A 21,034-nucleotide genomic window follows, 5' to 3' on the forward strand; every position below is an offset into this window, starting at 1 on the left:
CTACGCTGCACTCACACAAAACACCTCGCGGAATACAACCTGTTCAGGGTAACAGCCCCTTCCCTCTGCCCTTTATAACCTCCGGGACTGAAGACGCGAAGGTTTTCGCCATCCCAAACTCCGGCCTGCTGCCGCTGATTTGTTCTTATCCCTTCAAAGGGGGAGGTACTGTCGCTGCCACTACGTTTTCCCGGATTCCAGGAGATTGCCCCTGTATGGTATTAAATTGAAGAGTCTGAGCTTTGGCACCTGACCTATCCTTAAATAACCGTTGAATTTTTAATCAATCATAAAATTTGGCTTTATATTATCTCTGAATCCAGCCCGAAATACCTTCATAAGGTAAAAGATTTACGACTACATAGCGGCCGCTTTCTTCCAGAATGCTGTCTTCCCACCGTCCATAAACTTTCTCCCGCTACACGCAGTTTTACTATCCTGGATCACGATACCACCCGCACGCTCTATCTGATGCGCCGCCGCAAAGCACAGATGACGGAGGTGGCAAAAGATTTCTGGAACTTTGTAATGGACTATTACAACGTTTCCGATCCGGAATCCAGGGTATAACAAAAAACACCGGGCGCCTGTCCGGGTAGAATTCCATTTCATGAATCCTACCCCGGACAACGCCCGGTGCAGAACCGCCGTGTCAGTGAATCTCTGATTTACTCTTTCTATCTGTTTTACTCTTTCTATCCAGTCCCTATATGTCCATCCCGGCATGATATCCCTGGTAAATCGCAGCCGTTATATTGCCCGGCCTGACGCAGTCGCCTATCTGGCGCACTGCCGGCGCTGCGTCCAGAAGTGCGTTTACACTCTCCCGGTCCGCCCTTTGTCCGACTGCGCAGACGACGGTTTTTCCCGGAACCAGTACCTCCCTGCCCTCGTGATCTTTACAGAGCACACCGTCGGCGGTTACCTTTATGCCCTGATATCCCGTGTGTGCCTCCACATATTCGTCTATCATCTTCATAAGAATCGGACGGTGGCGGATATTGGCGTCGGGGGCAAGCGTATCCCTCATCTCTACCAGATGAACCTTTTTGCCTTCCTGTGCAAGGTGGATTGCCGCCTCGCATCCGGCCAGCCCGCCGCCAAGAACCACAACTGAACCGCCGACTCTCTCTTTTTCCAGATAGTAATTATTTACAATTACCACGTTTTCTCCATCCATTCCGGGCAGCGGCGGTACGATGGGTCTGGAACCGACTGCCAGAATCATGTAATCTGCATTGATTTTTTCCGCATATTCAGGAGTTACTTCCGTGCTGCGGCGGATTTCAACTCCCGCCTCTTCCGCCTGCGCTTCCAGGGCCAGTCCCAGCTCATACATCTCACGCTTAAAATCGATTGCCTGCTCGCATTTTAAGATTCCGCCCGTCTTATCCGACTTTTCACAGAGAATCACTTCATGGCCCCGCTGTGCCGCTGTCACGGCTGCCTTCAGCCCTGCTACGCCGCCGCCCACAACCAGCACCTTTTTCTTTCGGGATGCCGGGAGCACTTCCGTACCTTCAATTTCACGTCCGATTACCGGGTTTACCGTGCAGCGGCGGGTCTGGGTCGTCGGACGTTCCGCCATACATGCGAAACAGCGGAGGCATTTTACTATCTTATCATCCTCTCCCGCCGCTGCCTTCTGCGGCAGATAGGGATCGGCCAGTAAGGCGCGTCCCATATATATGACATCCGCTTTCCCGGATGCAATAATTTCTTCCATCTGCGCCGGATCGTTTAAAGCCCCTATGGTGGCCACCGGTTTCTTTACATGTTTTTTGATTTCTGCCGCCAGATATACGTTGCAGCCGTGCCCGGAGAACATGGACGGATGGGTGCGGAAAAATCCGAACTGATAGGAGCCGGCCGATACATGGATCAGATCCACGTATTCTTCCACCGCCTGCGCAATCCTAATTCCTTCGTCGATGTCATATCCGCCCTCGAACAACTCGGATCCGCTCATACGGAACTCAATTGGAAACAGGGGACCGACAGCTTCCCGGACCGCTTTTAACACTTCGAGCGTAAACCGCATGCGGTTCTCAAAACAACCGCCGTACTCATCGGTTCTATGGTTGAAGTAGGGAGATATGAACTGGTTGAGGAGCCATGTATGTCCTCCGTGAATCATAATCATCTCAAACCCTGCCCGTTTTGCCAGAACAGCCGTTTCGCCGTAGCGTTTTACAATATCGGCAATCTGGCCTTTTGTAAGTGCCTTTACTTTCATTCCGTCCGGGCGCACAGCGTCATCCGGCCCGAACTGGTTCAAGCCCTGTTTCTTATTTTTGTCCGCCATGTACGTACCGGCATACTGCCCGGAATGGGAAAATTCCACGCTGGGAACGGCCCCGTGTCTTTTAATGGAATCGGCGCAGAATGTGAATGCGGCAAGGGAACCAACGGTAGCGAGGTCTAAATGAAGCATATGAGAGCCATCCGTCTCCGGGTGGACCACCAGTTCGCTTATTGTTACGGCCGCAGCTCCGCCCCTTGCACGGAGTTCATAGAACGCACGGGTCCGCTCTCCCGGGACACAGTCCCTGTCAATATCGGTTGCTCCGATTGGGGACGCAAACATACGGTTTCTGAATGTTACATTGCCAAGTGTAATTGGACGGCATAAATGTGGGTATTTTCGTTTCATATTGTTTTTCCTCTCTTCACCAACTAAATTTTTAATGAATCCGGCTGTTTATCAATTTTGCCCGGTCCATCACTTTTACACGAACCGCCGACTGGAACCATAAACAGTCCATTTGAAAGAAAGGCAAGTCTGCTTCCTATCAATCTCGCAATCAGCCCGACCAGAACGGCCGCGATAACCGTCCCTTCCCTGACTCCCGAAAGCCTGCCTGCAAACAGGAAGGACAACACTCCGGCGCCAATTGTCATTGATACGTCAAATGCAACCTTCGTCGTGCCAAATTCGCGTTTCCAGCGAAAGACAATGGAGCGCACAAAGGATTCCCCCGGAAGCATAACAACGTCGGCCAGAATTTCCATGTAGACGCCGATGCCGAGGACGAGACAGCCGAGTATCAGACAGAAAAATTTCATCCCATATTGTTCCGGATGCATAAATTCCAACAGAACCATACATAAATCAATGAAAATGCCAAACGCGAATGCAACCGGAATCTGGAGCATATGTTCAAATTTAAAATTTTTCCGGAGAATCAAAAGCTGAAGCCAGATTAAAAGCAGGCTGAACAGCACGGTAAATGTTCCGAGCGACAGTGAAAAGTTCATGCTCAGTACGTACGGAATCGAAGATATGGGGGAAGTCCCCAGATTCGCTTTGGTTACTAAACTTACGCCCAGGGAATTTACAAGCAGTCCCAGAATAAAAATAATATAACGCTTTGTCTTTTCCATTTTCTCCACCTCTTAAAATTGTTCTGTCGTTTTGTACCCATTGTAAAATGGCTTCCGGAATTTATAATATCACCGCTCTCCAAACGTGTCAATATAAACATGTTTATTTATACATTTATTAAGTCTGGATTTAATTGTACTTCTATGCTATACTTTTTATTAGAATTCTGTAACTGTTCCGCAGGTAATGTCACGCGAAGTGTTTTTCCAGCCTGAAACGGTGTTTATTACCGTTTTTCTACATCGCAGGGCAGCCGCCAGGAAGATATTGAATCGTTACAGCCCCCTCTTATGAAAGGACAGTGAGCAAATATGGGAACTTTACAATATGCAATACTCGGCCTCCTCAACCGTAAAGATATGACCGGATATGATTTGTCAAAAGAATTTGAGGCCAATCTTTCCGAATTCTGGAGCGCCAAGCACAGCCAGATTTACCCGGAACTTAAGGCTCTGACCGATAATAAACTCGTGGAATTTAAAACTGAGATTTCAGGAAATGTGTTGGAGAAAAAGTTGTATACGATCACCGATGCGGGAAAAGATAAATTACTGGAGTGGGAAAAAACCTTCTGTAAAATGAAACCGGTTCCGAAAGACGAATTTAAACTGCAATTATTTTTTTCCGACTGCCTCCCTTCCGGGCAGAGAATACTGCTTCTGCAAAATCAGCTCTCACAGCACCAGGAGCGCCTGATGCATTTAAGAAATAATTCTGAAAAGTTTGATTCAGTCTCAAAACTGGGCGAGGCGGAGTTTAGTGATTATCTTGTGCTTTTAGGAGCTGTCACCCGGGAAGAGGGCATGTGTAACTGGTTAGAAACATGCATCCGGCTATGTACCGAACGGTGCAACAGAAATGATAATGATTCTCTTTAACAGAGGAATAATATCCCCTTTTACTGGCGGATATTCCGCCATAAAGCGTTTAAATTTTTTTGTATATCAAGAGTTTATTCTTTTTCAATACTTTTTAGGATTTTTTTATGGAATGTCCATACTTTCAACATAATTTACTGGCATAATATAAACATGAAAGTTAATTAAACTTTTTCATACTCATACCGGATGGTAATAACCGTCCGGCCCCCCTAAGCCAATTTCTTTTTTATATATACCTACCATTCCCAATTAAGAAAAGCAGACCTCCATCGGGCAACACCGATGGAGGTTCTGCTTTTCTTATTGATATGACTGTTGATGTATCACCTGCGCGTACTCTTCCATCCGCTCATCGGCCTCCAGCCAGACAGCGTACATGCCATCATACGGATATCCGTATAGATACCAGTCGTCGCCATACAGCCACAGCTCGTCATCATAATCTTCCGGATCCATACCAGGAAGAGTGCGCAGCGCTTCCTCCATCTCCTCCGCGGTCATACTTTTCACCGCATCGGAATCATCCATGATTTTCCCAAGTCTCATTGCCCATGATGTAACAAAATCAATATCGCTTCCTGAGATATAAAAATAGTGCACCCGTCCGGTCGATGTGTCATAATTCAGCTCTATCTCACCGCCAGCCCCGCGGTTGGCCTTTTTGACATGGTATTTATTACCGCTGGCAAAGGAAGTCTCCTCCCGGCCGTCATCGTAAACGTATTTCCTGTTGTCACTGTAGCGCTCAATATTTACCTCAATGCTGTCGAACTCGAAAATAAAATCGTCGATCGCTTCCTCGGCTCCGGTGACGGTAAGCCGGGAATGGGAATACCAGTCGCAGTCCGATTCCGCCGCCCTGGCCTCTTCTTCACTCACTTCATATTCCTGGTACGTGCTGCCGTATCCGTCATCCCGGTTATCTCCTCCGTCAGGCAGCTCCAGGATAAAACCGTCGCCGCCCGTTCCATAGGGAACTCTCGGCTCTGCAAATATCACTCCTATTATCACGACCGCTGCCAGAGCCGTGGCGATGATGACCGACGGAGGAAAGCCGCTCCGCCGCCTCCCGCCTGCCGGATGATATACAGGGCCCGGTCTGCCGGAAGGAGGCGGAAGGTGGTTTACCTCCGGCTCCCGGCGCTGTGTTTCCGCCCTCCTGTATACGGGGCCCGGCGTTTTTTGCAGCGCATCTTCCTCAGAAGAAATATCGTCATACTGTCTTTCGCCGCCCGCCGGTGATTCTTTCACAGAGTAAGGAGATGCGTCGCCGCGGCTTTCATTCAGGTTATAGTTTCGCCTCTCGTATCTGGGCTGCCATACTATCTTCCTGCAGACCGGACAGAAGTTTCCCCGCTTAAGTTCTGTATCACAGACCGGGCAGATTTTCTTTTTCATCCCTCTTCCCCTCCTCTTGCGTAAGACGGTTCACGGTGTTCTTCCGGCTTCTCCGGCATTACTGGATTTTAAGGCTCCACTGGCTGCAATCCCATACTTTTGTGGCAAAACCTTCATAAAAGTCGGGTTCATGGCAGATTAAAACAATATTCCCCTTGTATTCCGTCAGCGCGCGTTTTAACTCTTCCTTTGCCTCCACGTCCAGATGGTTGGTCGGCTCGTCCAGAAGAAGCAGGTTTGACTCCCTGTTAATCAGTTTACATAACCTTACCTTCGCCTGCTCGCCGCCGCTTAGAACCCGGACCTGACTCTCGATATGTTTGGTGGTCAGACCGCATTTTGCCAGAGCGGAGCGAACCTGGTACTGGGTATAAGAAGGGAATTCCTTCCATATTTCCTCAATACAGGTAGTCGTATTGCCCGGAGCCATCTCCTGTTCAAAATATCCAATATAGAGATAGTCGCCCAGCGTCACCTTGCCCTCCAGGGAGGGAATCAGTCCGAGAATACTCTTTAAAAGCGTGGTTTTACCAATTCCGTTAGCTCCGGTCAGCACAATCTTCTCACCGCGCTCCATATAGAGATCGAGCGGTTTGGAAAGCGGCTCATCGTATCCGATTACCAGTCCCTCCGTCTCAAAAATACATTTCCCCGTGGCTCTTGCCTCCAGGAAATGGAATTCCGGCTTTGGTTTTTCCCTTGCCAATTCAATTACATCCATCTTGTCCAGTTTCTTCTGGCGTGACATTGCCATATTTCTTGTAGCAACCCTGGCCTTATTTCTTGCAACGAAATCCTGGAGCTGGGAAATCTCCTGCTGCTGTTTCTTATAGGCAGCTTCCAACTGGCTCTTTTTGACCTCATACACTTCCTGGAATTTATCATAATCTCCCACATACCGGTCAAGGCGCTGGTTTTCCATGTGGTAAATAATATTGATAACGCTGTTCAGGAACGGAATGTCATGGGAAATCAGAATAAAGGCATTCTCATACTCCAGCAGGTAGCGTTTCAGCCATTCAATGTGCTGCACATCCAGATAGTTAGTCGGCTCGTCCAGGAGCAGGATATCCGGCTTTTCCAGAAGAAGTTTGCCCAAAAGGACCTTGGTTCTCTGGCCTCCGCTCAGATCGGTTACATCCTTGTCCAGACCGATGTCTGTAAGTCCCAGGGCGCGTCCGACCTCCTCGACCTTTGCATCGATGGAATAAAAGTCGTGGTTCATCAGAAGATCCTGGATGGTTCCCAGTTCCTCCATCATCGCATTCATCTCATCCTCAGGCGCATCACCCAGGTGATCGCAGATGTCGTTCATCTGTCCCTCCAACTCAAACAGGAAGGCGAATGCGTTCTTTAAGACATCCCGGATTGTCATTCCCTTTTCCAGGACCGTATGCTGATCCAGATAGCCGATGCGGACTCTCTTCGCCCACTCCACTTTTCCCTCGTCCGGCTGAAGTTTGCCTGTGATAATATTCATGAACGTGGATTTTCCTTCTCCGTTCGCTCCAATCAGGCCGATATGTTCCCCTTTCAGCAGCCTGAAAGATACATCATGAAAAATTGCCCTGTCACCAAATCCATGGCTCAAATGTTCTACGTTTAATATACTCATTTTATAAACTCCTCGATTAATATCAGGGACAGAACCCCATGAATAGGAGATTCCGGCGCCTGTTTTGTTCTTTTTTGGGTTTCCACCTCACCATTCTACATGACAAAACGGGATGATGCAAGTGGGAATGATGATTGGGACGGGGGTGAGTGGGAGGTGGTGAGTCTTCAGGGTGCGCAGGCGGCCCGGCGGGGGATACGGGCCGCCTGCGCACCCTGAAGACGCCTGGGCCATTGTCTCCCCGTCCCTGGCCGGGAGCGGCTGTGTGTTTCACGCTGTTAGAAGAATGGAATTGGGGGATTAAAAAAACTCCCGGTGGGGAGTTTTTAATTAATCGTGAGCTGTGTTAAATACTGTTTTGGGCATTGTGAAGCAGATGGATGGTTCTGTTGATGCGCACGATTCTTGAAAAGTGTTTGATATTCAGTCCCAGGAATTGCTTAATACCACCGCACCGGCGACAGCTCATTATTTACCCCTTTGGACACAAGAATCTGATGCAGATCAATAATCCCATTGTGGAAGGTCGCCGCACAGGAACAGAGATAAAGTTCCCACATCCTGGCAAACTTCTCATCAAACATTTCTTTCACCTCATCGATGTGTTCCCTGTAATTCTGTTCCCAGCACCGGAGGGTTTTATTATAATGCAGGCGCAGGTTCTCCACGTCCAGTGTGTGGAAATTGTCTTCGCACAGGCAGTACAGCATTTCCCTGAGGCTCGGCACGACTCCGCCCGGGAATATATATTTTTTGATCCAGGGGTCTCCCGGATACTCTTTCAGTCCGCTGATGAAGTGGAGAAGAAACAGTCCGCCCGGTTTCAGGATACTGTTTACGCAGTCCGTGAAAAGCTGGTAATTTCCTCTTCCCACATGCTCCACCATGCCAACGCTCACCGCCCTGTCAAAGCTCAGTCCCGTCTCGGGCAGATCCCGGTAATCCATCAGTTTTACCGTCAGCAGATCCTCCAGTCCCTCCTCGCTGATCCGGCGGGAGAATTCACGGTACTGTTCCTCGCTGAGGGTAATTCCCGTCCCCTTGACGCGGTACTGTTTTGCGGCGCGTATCAGCAGATATCCCCAGCCGCACCCGATGTCCACGAGACTCATTCCCTCTTTCAGACAGAGCTTGCTCAGGATATAATCCACCTTGTTCTCCTGGGCCTGCTGCAGAGTGTCGTCCTCACTCCTGAAATATCCGCAGGAGTAACTCATCGTCTCATCCAGCCAGAGCTTATAAAACTCATTGCCGATGTCGTAGTGGCTCGTCACTTCCGTCTTCTGATTCTTTCGGGACAGAGCCGGATAGAGGAGCTTTTTCAGTCCCTTCCTGTCCGTGGAGAATTTTCCCATCTGCCCCAGAAAATGATCCAGCGCGTGGTAGAGATCCCCCTCTATGTCGAGAGCCCCTTCCATATATGCCTCCCCCAGCGCCAGCGACGTGCTGGCGGCAAGATTCGTAAGCGGGATGGGATGCTTGATGCTGACTGCAAATTCCGGATCCCCCTCCCCCACGCTGAATTCTTTTCCGTCTACCTTTATCAGAAACGGGTGCTCTGAAAATCGTTTCATAAAGTTCACCATTACATTTTCTTCCAGTTCCCTGACCATTTTAGTTCCACCTTTCTTTCCGGTTCCTTTTTCTAACAGTTTTTCCAGGAAGAAAGAATTTATTCCGGGCGGGAAGGGGATTCTGAAATATTACCGCAGCCGGTTTATGGCCGCTTCGTTCACAGCTTCATCATTCTATGCCCTCTTAAGCAGCTTTGCCAGCTCCGATATAAGTATGACGGAACATCCCAAAAGCACAATCCGCACCCACATGAATCCGGGAAGCGGCACCGTCCCGAAAAATGCGCCGCCATACTGGGTGATGACAACCTGCAGTCCGAAGGTCAGGGCAAAAACTCCCAGCATCAGCCGGTTGGAGGCCATGTTCTTTAAAATACTTTTGCTGCCCAGCTCACGGCTGTTAAAGGCGTTGAACAACTGGAACACCACAAACAGCGTGAACAGAATGGTAGGGAGCTGTTCCTCCGTCCCTCCCAGGAAATTAGTCCAGTGCTGGGCCATAAATACCACGGAAATAAAAATACCGTTGACCAGAATCCTTGAGAGCATTCCGCGTGAAACGATGTTGGAATCGCGCCGTGTGGGTTTCCGGTCCATCAGATCGCCCCTGATCGGCTCCAGTCCCAGTGTCAGTGCAGGCGGGCCGTCCATAATAATGTTAATCCATAAAAGCTGAAGCGCCGTAAAGGGCGCCGTAAATCCGGAGAGAATGGACGCCAGCACTACAATGACCGAGGACAGGTTCACCGTGAGCTGGAACTGGATGAAACGCTGGAAATTTTCGTAGATGCCGCGTCCCCACTGGACGGCCTTCACAATTGTGGAAAAGCTGTCGTCCAGCAGTACAATGTCGCTGGCCTCCTTGGACACCTCCGTACCCGATATTCCCATTGCCACTCCGACGTCGGCGTTCTTAATGGCCGGTGCGTCGTTGATGCCGTCTCCGGTGACCGCAACCACATTGCCTAACGACTTGAGCGCATTTACCACCCTCATCTTGATAACAGGCGTACTCCTGGCGATTACGCTGATTCCCGGAAGCGCTGCGGCCAGTTCCTGCTCCGAAAGTCCTTCTATCTCGCCCGCTTCCACGGCCGTGTGGGCATCATCGAGAAGTCCCAGCTCCCCTGCAATTGCCCTGGCCGTCACTATATTATCGCCGGTCAGCATCTTAAGGTCGATGCCCGCCGCACGGCAGCGCCCCGCCGCCTGATACACATCATCCCTCAGAGGATCCGTGATTGCCGCAAATCCGTCGAACACCATCTCCGATTCAATCCCTGCGCGCTCCGTTTCAAAATCGGGTTCCACGTCCAGGTTCTTATGGGCAAATCCAATGACGCGGCAGGCTTTTGACTGAAATTCCACAATCTGTGCCTCCGCCTCCTGCCGCTCTTTCTCTCCCATCCCGCACATGGACATGATTTTTTCCGGGCTGCCCTTACTGTAGGCAAGACAGACTTTGCCGTCCACAATCACGGTTGTCATATTTTTGCTTTCCGAGGTAAACGGGTATCTGTGGAGAATCTCTGCGCCGGAACGCAGCTTCCTGTAATCATATCCCGCTTTTCCGGCAGCCGCCAGGAGTGAACATTCCGTCGGATTACCGATGAACTCCACCCGTTCGTCTTCCTGCCGGAGATCCGCGGTGGAGTTGATGCAGAAGTTTTCCAGCAGATCGCGATCCGTCAGTTCATCCGGTTTTACCAGCGTCCCGTGAAAAAATACATCCGTCACCGTCATTTTATTTTTTGTCAGGGTTCCGGTCTTATCGGAACAAATCACATTGATACAGCCGACTGTCTCGCAGGCAATCATTTTCTTCACCAGGGCGTTCTGTTTGGACATCTTGATGATATTGATCGCCAGGGATACGGCGACGATGGTCGGCAGGCCCTCCGGCACGGCCGCAACTATCAGGACAATACTGGTAATAAACGCCTCCGAAACCGTATCAAGCGACGCTGTTCCGTTTGAGATAAAGATAAAAAGCTGGAGAAGAAAAACGGCCGCGGCCGCGGTGGTTCCCAGGACCGTAATATTTTTTCCCAGGCGGGCCATCTTCTCCTGAAGCGGCGTCGTACTTTTGTCCACGGAAGACAGCTCCCCGGCTATTTTTCCGAATTCCGTGTGATCACCGACTCCGGTCACCACCATCCTGCCGCTGCCCTCCGTAATAAAACATCCCGAATAGAGCATGTTGCTGCGCTCGGCAACCGGCGTCTTTTCATCGGTAAAAACAGCCTGTGCGTCTTTTTTTACAGGCATGCTCTCCCCTGTCAGGGCCGATTCATCCGCCATCAGCGCCGCGCTCTCCAAAAGTCTTCCATCCGCCGGCAGTTTATCCCCCGTCTCTATGTACAGGATATCACCGGCCACCACATCCTTTTGCGGGATCATTTTGATTTCCCCGTTCCGCATGGCTCTTACCTGGGCATCCTCGCCAATCCGGCTCAGTGTTTCGAATGCTTTTGCACTTTTTCCCTCCATAAACACCGTAATCACGACGGACAGGGAAATGGCCGCAAAGATACCGACGCATTCCAGAAAGTCGGCCTCACCTCCGGTGTAATATCTCGCTGCATTGACTCCCAGGGTAATAAAACCGGCGAGAATCAGCATGATAATCATCGGCTCGGAAGATGCAGCCAGGATCCTGTGAAAAAGAGATTCCGGTTTTTCCCTTGTAAAGCGGTTTGCGCCGTAAACCTCCCTGTTTTTCTTTGCCTGTTCCTCTGTCAGTCCTCTGCCTGGATCACTCTTAAGACAGACCAGCAGCTCTTCGCTGTTTCTTGTAAATTCACTCATACCAGGTTACCTCCTTTGATTTTCAAAACCGGCCCGAAGGGCTTTTTATATCATAGGAAAGTGTTCCTAATGATATAAAAAAAGACCCAAATACAGCCCTCCAGGCCATACATGGATCTTCATGAAAATAAAAAAAGACTGGTGTACGGCTAAAAAGCTATACATGAGTCTCGTTATTTAAGACAAGCCAGACCGATTCCGGTCAGTATGTTGACTTGCCACGCGTCTGCGCTTACTACTCCCTCACGGGTGATTTTCAATTGTTTTCCTATCGTAACAGAGGAACCTCCATTTGTCAAGTTCTTTACAGTAAAAAACACAATACGCGCAAGTCCTTTATTGTATTTTCGCCATTGGACGGACCGTAAGGAATTTTTCTTTCGTCCATTATTTTAAACGCCCCCCTTGAACTTGTGGAAAAAATTATATATGATAGAAAAGATTCCAGTGATTGTCATAATACGACAGAAATCATCATAACCGCCCGACACAGGGCAGAAACCGGGAGTGATTTTATGTATACTTATAATTGGTACCAATGGTTGGCCTTCTTCTATATATATTGTTTCTTTGGGTGGATTTTTGAGTCCACCTACGTTTCACTGAAACAAAGACACTTTGTAAACCGGGGATTCCTCCGCATTCCCATGCTGCCGCTCTATGGCTCCGGGGCCGTCATGATGCTGTGGGTTTCCCTGCCGTTTAAAAATAACCTGTTTCTCGTGTATATCTCCGGCGTGATCGCCGCTACCGCGCTCGAATATGTGACCGGATATATGATGGAGCAGCTTTTTAAAATCCGTTACTGGGATTACAGCAACCAGAAATTCCAGATACACGGATATATCTGCCTGTCCTCTTCCATCGCCTGGGGCTTCCTCACGATACTGATGACGGAAGTGATTCACGAACCCATCGCCAGGATTGTGCTTGATTTTAACCCTAATATCCTGCTGTTCTGCGTTTTCGCCGTGACCGTCCTGTTCACTGCCGACGCCTACGAGTCCACGAAAGAGGCTCTGGCTCTCGGAAAGTCTTTGGAAGCCATGACAAAGCTGAAGGCGGAGATGGAAGATCTCCAGGCCCGCATTGCAGCGCTGAAGGAAGAGGCGGCCGAACACGTCTCAGCCGTCAGGGAAGAGACCACGGAACGCCTTGTCGTCTCACTCCTTGAAACTGCGGATAAACTGGCCGCGGCCAGGGAAGGTACGGCCGAACGGCTGGCTAATGCAAAAGAAGAAACAGCCGAAATACTGGCTGCCGCCAAGGAGGAAACGGCCGGGAAGCTGGCCGCTGCCAAAGAAGTTTCAGTCGAGAGACTGGCCGCCGCCAAAGAAGTTTCCGCCGAGAAGCTGGCCGCCGCCAAAGAAGTTTCCGCCGAGAAGCTGGCTGCTGCTAAAGAAGTTTCCGCCGAACGGCTGGCCGCCGTCCGGGAGAGCACACGTGAGAAACTGGCTCTGCTTACAGGCCAGTTAGAGGAAGTAACGCAGCGGCGCCACGACCTGCTGCCGAAAAACAGATTCCATCACTTCTACCGGAGAGGTCTGCTGAGGGGGAACCCGGGGGCCGTATCCACCAGATTTTCCGCTGCCCTGAAAGAACTTAAAGAGCAGCTTCAGGAATTGAACGATTAACGGTAAACGGTATGTTTCACCGCAAAATATTTTTACTGCTGTAAAAGAGAAAGCCGGAGACCACTCTCCGACTTTTTCATAATCCGTTGTTATTTTTATTTGTTATTTTTATTTTTCCGCTTTAATATTGCCCGGCTCATCATTTGCCGTCTTCAGCCCGCCATCTTTTTCTTTAATACGCGGACTCTGGCGCTGTTCAGTTCTATCAGGCTCAAAGCTGCACCAAGCGGAAGCAGACAGGACCAGATACCGGCGATCTGCCACTTACTGACTGCAAGGAAGCCGCCCAGAACACCTATCTGGAAGGAAATAAGCGTAGCCGCATAAAATATCGCTTTATCTTTTTCCTTCGCTTCTTTTGTTCTGACATAGTCCGTAAGGGCCAGTACCATCTGTTTCAGATTGTTGGTTGAAAATGTAGTGGCGCTGTTGTATCCTCTCGCTCCGCTGAAGACACCCCACTGGAACGCCGAAACTGCGAAAATCGGATACAGGGCAACCACGTTGTTCATATCGGCCGGCAGAAATCCCGCCAGCACGACACCCGTAATTTCACCCCAGATACAAATTCTTCTGATGTCGCCCTTCACGTACTTCGGCAGCAGATATGCGGCAATCATTGACGCAATGAAAATCACCAGGGCGATCACGCGTATCACCATCTCCTGAAAACTTCCGCCAAACCAGCCCGTAACCAGATAAATCATGTTACCGGTCTGGGCGGAACCGAAGTTTCCGCCTCGTAACAATATTGTATAGACGCCTAAAAAGCCTCCTATATAAGACATAATATAATGCAGTGTTGTATCCATTTTACCCTTTTCCGGTTACTGTTCACTCCGTGGCCAATAACCTTTTCCTTCTAAATTTATGTTTTTATCATAATACCACATTGACGGATTTATTTAAAATACATATAATATCACTATTATCATATAAAAAAGGTATCGTAAAATGGAACTTCGAACTTTAAAATATTTTCTTACCGTTGCTGCCGAACTGAATATCACCCATGCCGCACGCAAGCTCAACATCTCCCAGCCGCCCTTAAGCAGACAGCTAAGCCAGTTGGAGGAAGAGCTTGGGGTTCAGCTTTTCGTGCGCGGAAAACGGAAAATCCAGTTGACGGAGGAAGGGAAATATCTGGCGCAGCAGGCGGAACATATTCTCAATCTGGCGGATCACACCGCAAAACAGCTTAATCTGATGAAACAGGAAACCGTGAAGGGAACACTGCTGCTGGGAGTCACCGAGACTTGCAGCGCAAGTGTCCTGCCCGCTATTCTGCCCGATTTTAAGACGCTCTACCCACAGATCAGCTATGATATCTGGTGCGGCAACAGCAATGACGTCTGCCGCCGTATCAAGGAGGGTATTGCCGATATCGGGATCGTGCGTGCGCCGCTGGAACAACAGAAATTTGAAACCGCTTTTCTGAAGACGGAGACGTGGATTGCCATAGTCAGCAAAAATCATCCCCTGGCCGGAGAAACCGGCGTTTCCCTGGAACGGCTCAGCCGGGAACCGTTGTTCATTCCCTCCCGCCAGCCGCTGCAGCGGGAAATCCTGAGCTGGTTCAGCTCCGCCTCGGAAAGCTACCAGATATTTGCGCTTTATAACCAGCTCGCCGGAATTATCCCCCTGATCGCTCAGAATACAGGGGTTGCCATCTGCCCGGAATCCGTCAAGCTGTATACAGATGATCGGAGGCTGGCCTATTTAAAAATCACCGAACCGGAGCCGACCTCCCATCTCTATATGATTTGCGGACGTAACCGACTGCTCCCGGCCGGAGCCAAAGCGTTCTGGAATTACGTGAAACAGTCTTTCTCTGAGTCAGAAGAACCCTTATAACTCATCCGGCCGCTTAATCTCATGGATTACATCCAGAACCGTTCCGTCCCTGTACTCGACGATACAGGTAATTTTATCCGAGCACTCGATCGGCTTCGGCGTTCCCGTCATCCCCTCGGCGATAAGCCGTAGTTCTTCGATGGTAACCAGCTTCAGATTTGTTTTTTCAAGGTCTTCTTTCAGCTCCTGATAGTTTTTATGTCTCGGATTCAGGGCAATGCCCGCTTCCGTAATAACAACAGCCACCGTATCTCCCGGCGTACAGCAGGTAAATACCTTTTTCACGACCGACGGGATACGTCCTCTGACAATCGGCAGTACCACAATGGAAATCTGGGCTCCCGCGGCCACATCAGGCCCGCCGCCGAGTCCTCCCATCATCTCTCCGCTGCAGCCGGTCAGGATGTTGACGTTGAAATCCGTGTCCACTTCCAGAGCCGCCAAGACTCCGAACGTCTCCCGGTTCAGCATGCATCCCTTCCTGCCCGGATTGGCGTAAAGGGAGTTATCAATTTCAATGATGCCGGGATAGTCTACAATCGCTTTCGCGGCCACGGCGTCAAAGGACTGGGAGCAGGCCACGGTGCGGACGAGGCCTTTTTCATGCATCTCCACGATTGCCGCCGGAATTCCGCCCAAAGCCATGGAGGCCTTTACACCTCTCTCCTCCATCTTTTCTTCCAGATATTTCGTGCAGGCAATGCTGATGGCTCCGGCTCCCGTCTGGAACACAAAACCGTCGGTAAAACGCCTCGACGCGGCCATCACTTCGGCCGCTCTCTTTGCAATCAGAAGATCCCTGGGATTCTTCGTCACTCTGGCCGCCCCGGCGCCTATCTTTGCCGTATCTCCGATGGAATCCACTACCACCACATAATCTACATATTCCTGTGAAATGCTGATCGGGATACATGGGTATTCCACCAGGTTATCGGTAACAATAATTACTTTTCCCGCGGTCATCGCATCGATAAAGGAATAGCCCAGCGCCCCGCAGGCATTCGGTCCCACAAGCCCCGTCGCGTTGCCGTAGTCATCGGCCGCAGAGGCTCCTATAAAGGCCACGTCGACCGACAGCTCTCCCGCCTCAATCGCTCTCGGCCTTGCGCCATGGGGACGGAGAATCACCGGTTCCTCCATCACGCCGTCCAATACGGCGTCTCCCAGCTCTCCCCTGATTCCGCTGGCTTCGATCCGTACGATTGTGCCGTCCTTTACAAAGTCCACAATAGACGGATTCTTAATATTTACCACTGCGCTGGGGGCAAATTTAAGGCCTTTGATACCCAGCTCTTTGATTGCCGTCAAAACCTGGCCGATAATCTGATCTCCCTCGCGGAAACTATGATGGAAGGATATCGTCATTCCGTCTTTCAGTCCGCTTGCTGTGACTGCCTCTTTTAAGCCCGGCTGCAGCTTCCGGTCGCCCGGCCTCACCGTGGCCAGGTGTCTGGCCGATGCCACCGGCTTTGCCGAAGAGCAGTCGCCTTCGATGCCGGTATAAGGTTTTACTTTGTAGTTTCCTATCATTTCGGGAAGTTCTCTTCCCACCGCATTTTTAATCAAGGTACTCACCTCCCACATTCATTCCGGCCGCTCTGGCCTTCTCAAGAGTTGCCTTTGCGCGCAGCTCCATCGGTTTATCGAGCATGCTGCCGTCCAGCGTGATGACGCCCTTTCCCTTCTGCTTTCCTTCCTCCAGAGTCTGAAGCACTCTCACCGCATAGCGCACTTCCTTCTCGCTTGGAGCAAAACAGGTGTTGACCGCCTCAATCTGCTTTGGATGGATTACCGTTTTGCCGTCGAATCCCAGATTTCTTGACAGGGCGGCATCCTCTTTAAGCCCCTCCATATCGTTAATATTGGAAAATACGATATCGAGGGCATCGATTCCTGCCTCGCGGCATGCCAGAAGAACGGCATTCCTCGCATAAAACACCTCCATGCCGGTTCTTGTCCTGACCGCTCCCATGCTGGCGGTAAAATCCTCCGCCCCGAGAGCCATCGCCTCCACACGCGGATCGGCCAGGGCAATTTCCCTGGCATTCAGGACGCCCATATAGGATTCAATATTACACCACAGTCTGGTGGTCCCCTCTTCCATTCCCGCTTTTTTCTCAATCTCCGCTATCTTTGCGGAAATGGATTTTACCTCTCTTCCATATTCCACCTTGGGAATCCGGATGGCATCCGGCCTGGCCCGTACCACGGCCTCCAGATCTTCCTCAATATATTCGGAATAGATGCCGTTTACACGGACCACCACGTATTTATCCTTCGGTCTGTGGTAACGCAGGGCATTGCAGACCAGAAACCTGGCCGCGTCCTTTTCCGCCGCCGATACGGAGTCCTCCAGATCGTAAACGAGACAGTCTTCCTCATAGAACGCCGCCTGGATCATGTTGACCGGGCTGGATGCGCTGGCATAGAGGGATGTCCTTTTTAAGCTGCTTTTCTTTGTCATGCTGTTTTCCATAATGCATCCTCCTTTGACCAGTCATATTTCTCCCCGGAAGCGCGGAGAATCACGGCCTGCATCCTGGAACGTATCACGCAGTCCAGCGCTCCCTTGTCAACCAGGCTGACCTCGGCATCCTCCACCCCGAACTCCTCCAGGACCTCCCTCACCGTCTTCAAAATCTCATCGCCAAAAATGGTTTTGACAACGCTGTCCAGTTCAATTACTATTCCTTTTCCTTCATTTGGCCTTATTGTAATCTGTACATCGCTGGATTCCAGCGTGCCGCAGACGGCCGGTTTGTTAATCATCATAGTGTCTCCCTCCGAAAAATGATACTGCCGTGCTCTTTAAATGTTACTGTCCACTCCATGTCTATGCGGGGTTTCAGGTATTTTCTTATTGTTAAGTATAACAGGTTTGATTTATAATTAAAAATACAAAATAAAGATATATGCCATAAGCATTTCATATGCTATGTGGATATTATTAAGGGCAGCCACAGACGAACCGCCCGTTACCGTTCACAGGCAGTATTCCGCGGGTGTTTTTTGTGAGTGGAACGCAGCAAAAGTCACAGACATCGTACCCTGTGGGTAAAACCCGAGGGTTGCGGCGCGAAACGGCGTTTTTGCCGTTTCTGTGCATCGCGAAGCGTGTTATTGTTCGCAGCACAACTGCTTTTAGCTAGGGGGAACAGTAACAACCGCCCAGAAGCGGCAAAACTTTAAAATAAAACGTCTTGCCAATTCCCCCCGAAAGGCCTTATACTGAGTCATAACATTTTTTCATCCAGAAAGGGGCGTTCATTATGGAACAGAAACTTATGCGGCACGTAGCGGATTCCGCAGTGACACAGACACAGATTATATTAAACAGCCATATCAACGGGGCAGGACGGCTTTTCGGCGGACAGCTGATGGAGTGGATCGACATCGTAGCGGCTGTTGTAGCCCGCCGCCATTCCCACTGCAACCAGACCACCGCATCGGTTGACAGTCTTCATTTTAAAGAGGCCGTCCATCTGAATGACACGCTCATTCTTTTGGGCAAGGTCACCTATGTGGGCCACACGTCCATGGAGGTACAGGTGGACAGCTTCGTCGAGGCGCTGGACGGAACCCGGAAACTGGTCAACACTGCCTTTTTTGTCATGGTCGCGCTGGACGAAAATGATCATCCGACAGCCGTTCCCGGCCTGATTCTGGAGACAGAGGAGGAGAAGGCAGCCTGGGATGCCGGAAAACGCCGGAACGATCTGCGCAAACAACGCCGGATCGAAAATTACTAGAAAGAGTTTGAAAATTACGTTCGTATAACTGAGAAAGAGTCCGGCTCACCGGACTCACGCGCCGGGCGAGGCCGCATAGTGGCATATTACATCTTCGCGCAAGTGCGCATCCTGTCCGAAGGGCTTTTTATTCTATAGGAGAGTTCGTAGAACTCTCCTATAGAATAAAAAAATCTGCTGCAATGAGAATATGCCCCGGCCCTTATGCCAGTTCATATTCACAATTGCAGCAGACATTCAAGTTCGGGCACCGCCCGCCATAATCTCTACAGCAGCTTATTCACCGTCTCCATCACCGCATCCCCAAGCTTCGCGGATTTCTCATTCGCATCCTCCAGGGATGTGCCTTTGACGCCGTAATAGAATTTAATCTTCGGCTCGGTTCCGGACGGTCTTACACAGAGCCATGCATTGTCTTCCAGATCATAGTAAAGCACGTTGGAGGACGGGAGACCCGTCGGTTTTACGGTTCCTGTGGCCATGTCTTTGATCGTGTCTTCCTTGTAGTCTCTTGCGGATAATACTTTATAGCCGCCCATTTCCGCCGGGGTGTTGGCCCTGAAATATTCCATGATTTCCTGGATTTTGGCCAGGCCCTCGATTCCTTTGAGTCCGATGGACTGGACCTCATCTTTGTAGTATCCGTACTTCTCGTACATCTCTACCATGGCATCCCAGAGGGTCATGCCTTTTTCTTTATAATAAGCGGCTGCCTCACAGAGCGCTGCCGTCGCCGAGATAGCGTCCTTGTCACGGGCATAGGTGCCGATCAGACAGCCGTAGCTCTCTTCCATTCCAAACAGGTAAGTTCCCTTTCCCGCCTTCTCATTCTCAAGAACCTTCTGGCCGATCCACTTGAAGCCGGTCAGCACTTCCACCAGCTCTGCGCCGTAACAGCCTGCTACGGCATCCACCAGGTTTGTGGTCACGATGGACTTAACCACCTGGCCGTCGGCCGGGATCTCCCCTTTGGCCTTCTTCTGGCTCAGCACATACTCGCAGAGAAGGGAACCAGACATATTGCCGGTCAAAGGGATATATTCCCCTGACTTTGCATCTTTTACATAAACGCCGAGGCGGTCTGCATCCGGATCCGTAGCCAGTACGAGATCAGCGTCTTTCTCCGCCGCCAGCTTAAGGCCCAGTTCAAACGCCTCTTTTGCCTCCGGGTTCGGATAACTTACGGTCGGGAATTCCCCATCCGGAAGCTCCTGCTCCGGCACCACGTATACATGGGTAAATCCGAGTTCTTTCATCACGCGGCGTGCCGGAATATTGCCGGTTCCGTGAAGCGGCGTGTATACGATCGTAATCTGATCCTGCATCTTGTCGATGGCTTCCTGGTTTACCACCTGCGCTTTGACCTGCGCTATGTATTTGTCGTCAATCTCCGCGCCGATAATCTGGTATTTACCGGCTGCTTTGGCGCTCTCTTCGTCCGTTGTCTTAACGGTGGAGAGATCGGTGATTGCCATTACTTCCTCTGTTACTCCCTTGTCGTGAGGCGGTGTAAACTGTGCGCCGTCCTCCCAATAAACTTTGTATCCGTTATATTCCGGCGGATTGTGGCTGGCAGTGATATTGATTCCTGCAATACAGCCCAGTTCCCGCACTGCAAACGACAGTTCCGGTGTCGGACGGAGTGATTCAAACTTGTATGCCTTAATTCCGTTAGCCGCCAGTGTGAGGGCTGCTTCCTCGGCAAATTCCGGGGACATACGCCGTGAGTCAAATGCGATTGCGACTCCCTTGCCGGCCCCTCCCTGCTGGATGATATAATTAGCCAGTCCCTGCGTAGCCCTGCGTACTGTATAAATATTCATACGATTGATACCTGCGCCAATAATACCGCGAAGGCCTGCCGTACCGAATTCCAGATCCATGTAAAAGCGCTCTTTGATTTCATTCTCATCATTGGCGATCTTTCTTAACTCTTCTTTTGTTACCTCGTCAAAGTACGGATTATCCAGCCATTCTTTATAAATCTTCATGTAATCCTTCATAATTATCTCCCATCCACTGACATATTCTCATTGCTGCTTTCTAACCACAATTATAGTATATTTTCCCGAAAAAATAAAGATTTAATTGAGATGCGAGGACGCCTCTGTAAGACGGCGGACGGGGGAGTGGGAG

Annotated in this window: 15 protein-coding genes; 4 read left to right on the plus strand and 11 right to left on the minus strand. The window is 50.3% G+C overall.

The features are described 5' to 3' along the window. Positions 1 to 706: 706 nt before the first annotated feature. Both QZT18_RS20705 and QZT18_RS20710 read right to left on the minus strand, forming a co-directional pair. Positions 707 to 2,653, minus strand: a complete 1,947-nt coding sequence (locus QZT18_RS20705) for an FAD-dependent oxidoreductase (protein ID WP_294151044.1) — start codon at positions 2,651 to 2,653, stop codon at positions 707 to 709. Positions 2,654 to 2,676: 23 nt separating this feature from the next. Further along, positions 2,677 to 3,384, minus strand: a complete 708-nt coding sequence (locus QZT18_RS20710; RefSeq protein WP_294151045.1) for a YitT family protein — start codon at positions 3,382 to 3,384, stop codon at positions 2,677 to 2,679. A 312-nt stretch (positions 3,385 to 3,696) separates the two neighbouring features. Between QZT18_RS20710 and QZT18_RS20715 the strand changes: the two genes are divergently transcribed. Further along, a complete protein-coding gene (locus QZT18_RS20715) occupies positions 3,697 to 4,263 on the plus strand; it encodes a PadR family transcriptional regulator (protein ID WP_294151046.1) in 567 nt (188 codons plus the stop codon). Positions 4,264 to 4,566: 303 nt separating this feature from the next. On the opposite strand, the gene QZT18_RS20720 is transcribed toward QZT18_RS20715, so the two are convergent. From QZT18_RS20720 to QZT18_RS20735, 4 genes are all read right to left on the minus strand, one after another. Next, the gene (locus QZT18_RS20720) at positions 4,567 to 5,664 is read right to left on the minus strand and encodes a hypothetical protein (RefSeq protein ID WP_294151048.1); all 1,098 of its coding nucleotides are present in this window, start codon (positions 5,662 to 5,664) and stop codon (positions 4,567 to 4,569) included. A gap of 58 nt (positions 5,665 to 5,722) precedes the next feature. Next, positions 5,723 to 7,279, minus strand: coding sequence for an ABC-F family ATP-binding cassette domain-containing protein (locus tag QZT18_RS20725; protein ID WP_294151050.1), 1,557 nt, complete (start codon positions 7,277 to 7,279; stop codon positions 5,723 to 5,725). 440 nt (positions 7,280 to 7,719) lie between these two features. Continuing rightward, positions 7,720 to 8,892, minus strand: coding sequence for a cyclopropane-fatty-acyl-phospholipid synthase family protein (locus QZT18_RS20730; protein WP_294151052.1), 1,173 nt, complete (start codon positions 8,890 to 8,892; stop codon positions 7,720 to 7,722). Between the two features lie 135 nt (positions 8,893 to 9,027). Next, positions 9,028 to 11,661, minus strand: coding sequence for a calcium-translocating P-type ATPase, PMCA-type (locus tag QZT18_RS20735; protein WP_294151054.1), 2,634 nt, complete (start codon positions 11,659 to 11,661; stop codon positions 9,028 to 9,030). Between the two features lie 515 nt (positions 11,662 to 12,176). Between QZT18_RS20735 and QZT18_RS20740 the strand changes: the two genes are divergently transcribed. Then, a complete protein-coding gene (locus QZT18_RS20740; RefSeq protein ID WP_294151056.1) occupies positions 12,177 to 13,295 on the plus strand; it encodes a putative ABC transporter permease in 1,119 nt (372 codons plus the stop codon). 152 nt (positions 13,296 to 13,447) lie between these two features. Here QZT18_RS20740 and QZT18_RS20745 read toward each other — a convergent pair whose 3' ends face one another. After that, positions 13,448 to 14,107: a YoaK family protein gene (locus QZT18_RS20745; protein WP_294151058.1), complete on the minus strand. Its 660-nt coding sequence runs from the start codon at positions 14,105 to 14,107 to the stop codon at positions 13,448 to 13,450. A 142-nt stretch (positions 14,108 to 14,249) separates the two neighbouring features. Between QZT18_RS20745 and QZT18_RS20750 the strand changes: the two genes are divergently transcribed. Next, positions 14,250 to 15,149, plus strand: a complete 900-nt coding sequence (locus QZT18_RS20750) for a LysR family transcriptional regulator (RefSeq protein ID WP_294151061.1) — start codon at positions 14,250 to 14,252, stop codon at positions 15,147 to 15,149. On the opposite strand, the gene citF is transcribed toward QZT18_RS20750, so the two are convergent. The 3 genes from citF to citD are packed head-to-tail and all read right to left on the minus strand — an operon-like array spanning position 15,144 to position 17,921. Then, on the minus strand, positions 15,144 to 16,733 hold the full coding sequence (citF, locus tag QZT18_RS20755) for a citrate lyase subunit alpha (protein ID WP_294151063.1): 1,590 nt from the start codon (positions 16,731 to 16,733) through the stop codon (positions 15,144 to 15,146). The two genes, QZT18_RS20750 and citF, sit on opposite strands and share 6 nt — an antisense overlap. After that, on the minus strand, positions 16,708 to 17,625 hold the full coding sequence (locus tag QZT18_RS20760; protein ID WP_294151065.1) for a CoA ester lyase: 918 nt from the start codon (positions 17,623 to 17,625) through the stop codon (positions 16,708 to 16,710). The genes citF and QZT18_RS20760 overlap by 26 nt, the downstream gene beginning before the upstream one ends. Then, complete coding sequence (citD, locus tag QZT18_RS20765; protein ID WP_294151069.1) at positions 17,610 to 17,921, minus strand: citrate lyase acyl carrier protein; 312 nt, start codon at positions 17,919 to 17,921, stop codon at positions 17,610 to 17,612. The genes QZT18_RS20760 and citD overlap by 16 nt, the downstream gene beginning before the upstream one ends. 497 nt (positions 17,922 to 18,418) lie before the next feature. On the opposite strand from citD, the gene QZT18_RS20770 reads away from it, so the two are divergent. Next, the gene (locus tag QZT18_RS20770) at positions 18,419 to 18,898 is read left to right on the plus strand and encodes an acyl-CoA thioesterase (protein WP_125143873.1); all 480 of its coding nucleotides are present in this window, start codon (positions 18,419 to 18,421) and stop codon (positions 18,896 to 18,898) included. Positions 18,899 to 19,164: 266 nt separating this feature from the next. Here the strand turns inward: QZT18_RS20770 and QZT18_RS20775 are convergent, their stop codons facing one another. Further along, positions 19,165 to 20,901, minus strand: coding sequence for a phospho-sugar mutase (locus QZT18_RS20775; RefSeq protein ID WP_294151072.1), 1,737 nt, complete (start codon positions 20,899 to 20,901; stop codon positions 19,165 to 19,167). Between the last annotated feature and the right edge of the window lie 133 nt (positions 20,902 to 21,034).

Source organism: uncultured Clostridium sp. (assembly GCF_900547735.1).
GTDB lineage: Bacteria > Bacillota > Clostridia > Lachnospirales > Lachnospiraceae > Otoolea.

Excerpts from the sequence above, each read along its gene's own strand:
- QZT18_RS20705 (WP_294151044.1), bottom strand. The coding sequence starts at position 2,653 with ATGAAACGAAAATACCCACATTTATGCCGTCCAATTACACTTGGCAAT.
- QZT18_RS20710 (WP_294151045.1), bottom strand. The coding sequence starts at position 3,384 with ATGGAAAAGACAAAGCGTTATATTATTTTTATTCTGGGACTGCTTGTA.
- QZT18_RS20715 (WP_294151046.1), top strand. The coding sequence starts at position 3,697 with ATGGGAACTTTACAATATGCAATACTCGGCCTCCTCAACCGTAAAGAT.
- QZT18_RS20720 (WP_294151048.1), bottom strand. The coding sequence starts at position 5,664 with ATGAAAAAGAAAATCTGCCCGGTCTGTGATACAGAACTTAAGCGGGGA.
- QZT18_RS20725 (WP_294151050.1), bottom strand. The coding sequence starts at position 7,279 with ATGAGTATATTAAACGTAGAACATTTGAGCCATGGATTTGGTGACAGG.
- QZT18_RS20730 (WP_294151052.1), bottom strand. The coding sequence starts at position 8,892 with ATGGTCAGGGAACTGGAAGAAAATGTAATGGTGAACTTTATGAAACGA.
- QZT18_RS20735 (WP_294151054.1), bottom strand. The coding sequence starts at position 11,661 with ATGAGTGAATTTACAAGAAACAGCGAAGAGCTGCTGGTCTGTCTTAAG.
- QZT18_RS20740 (WP_294151056.1), top strand. The coding sequence starts at position 12,177 with ATGTATACTTATAATTGGTACCAATGGTTGGCCTTCTTCTATATATAT.
- QZT18_RS20745 (WP_294151058.1), bottom strand. The coding sequence starts at position 14,107 with ATGGATACAACACTGCATTATATTATGTCTTATATAGGAGGCTTTTTA.
- QZT18_RS20750 (WP_294151061.1), top strand. The coding sequence starts at position 14,250 with ATGGAACTTCGAACTTTAAAATATTTTCTTACCGTTGCTGCCGAACTG.
- citF (WP_294151063.1), bottom strand. The coding sequence starts at position 16,733 with ATGTGGGAGGTGAGTACCTTGATTAAAAATGCGGTGGGAAGAGAACTT.
- QZT18_RS20760 (WP_294151065.1), bottom strand. The coding sequence starts at position 17,625 with ATGGAAAACAGCATGACAAAGAAAAGCAGCTTAAAAAGGACATCCCTC.
- citD (WP_294151069.1), bottom strand. The coding sequence starts at position 17,921 with ATGATGATTAACAAACCGGCCGTCTGCGGCACGCTGGAATCCAGCGAT.
- QZT18_RS20770 (WP_125143873.1), top strand. The coding sequence starts at position 18,419 with ATGGAACAGAAACTTATGCGGCACGTAGCGGATTCCGCAGTGACACAG.
- QZT18_RS20775 (WP_294151072.1), bottom strand. The coding sequence starts at position 20,901 with ATGAAGGATTACATGAAGATTTATAAAGAATGGCTGGATAATCCGTAC.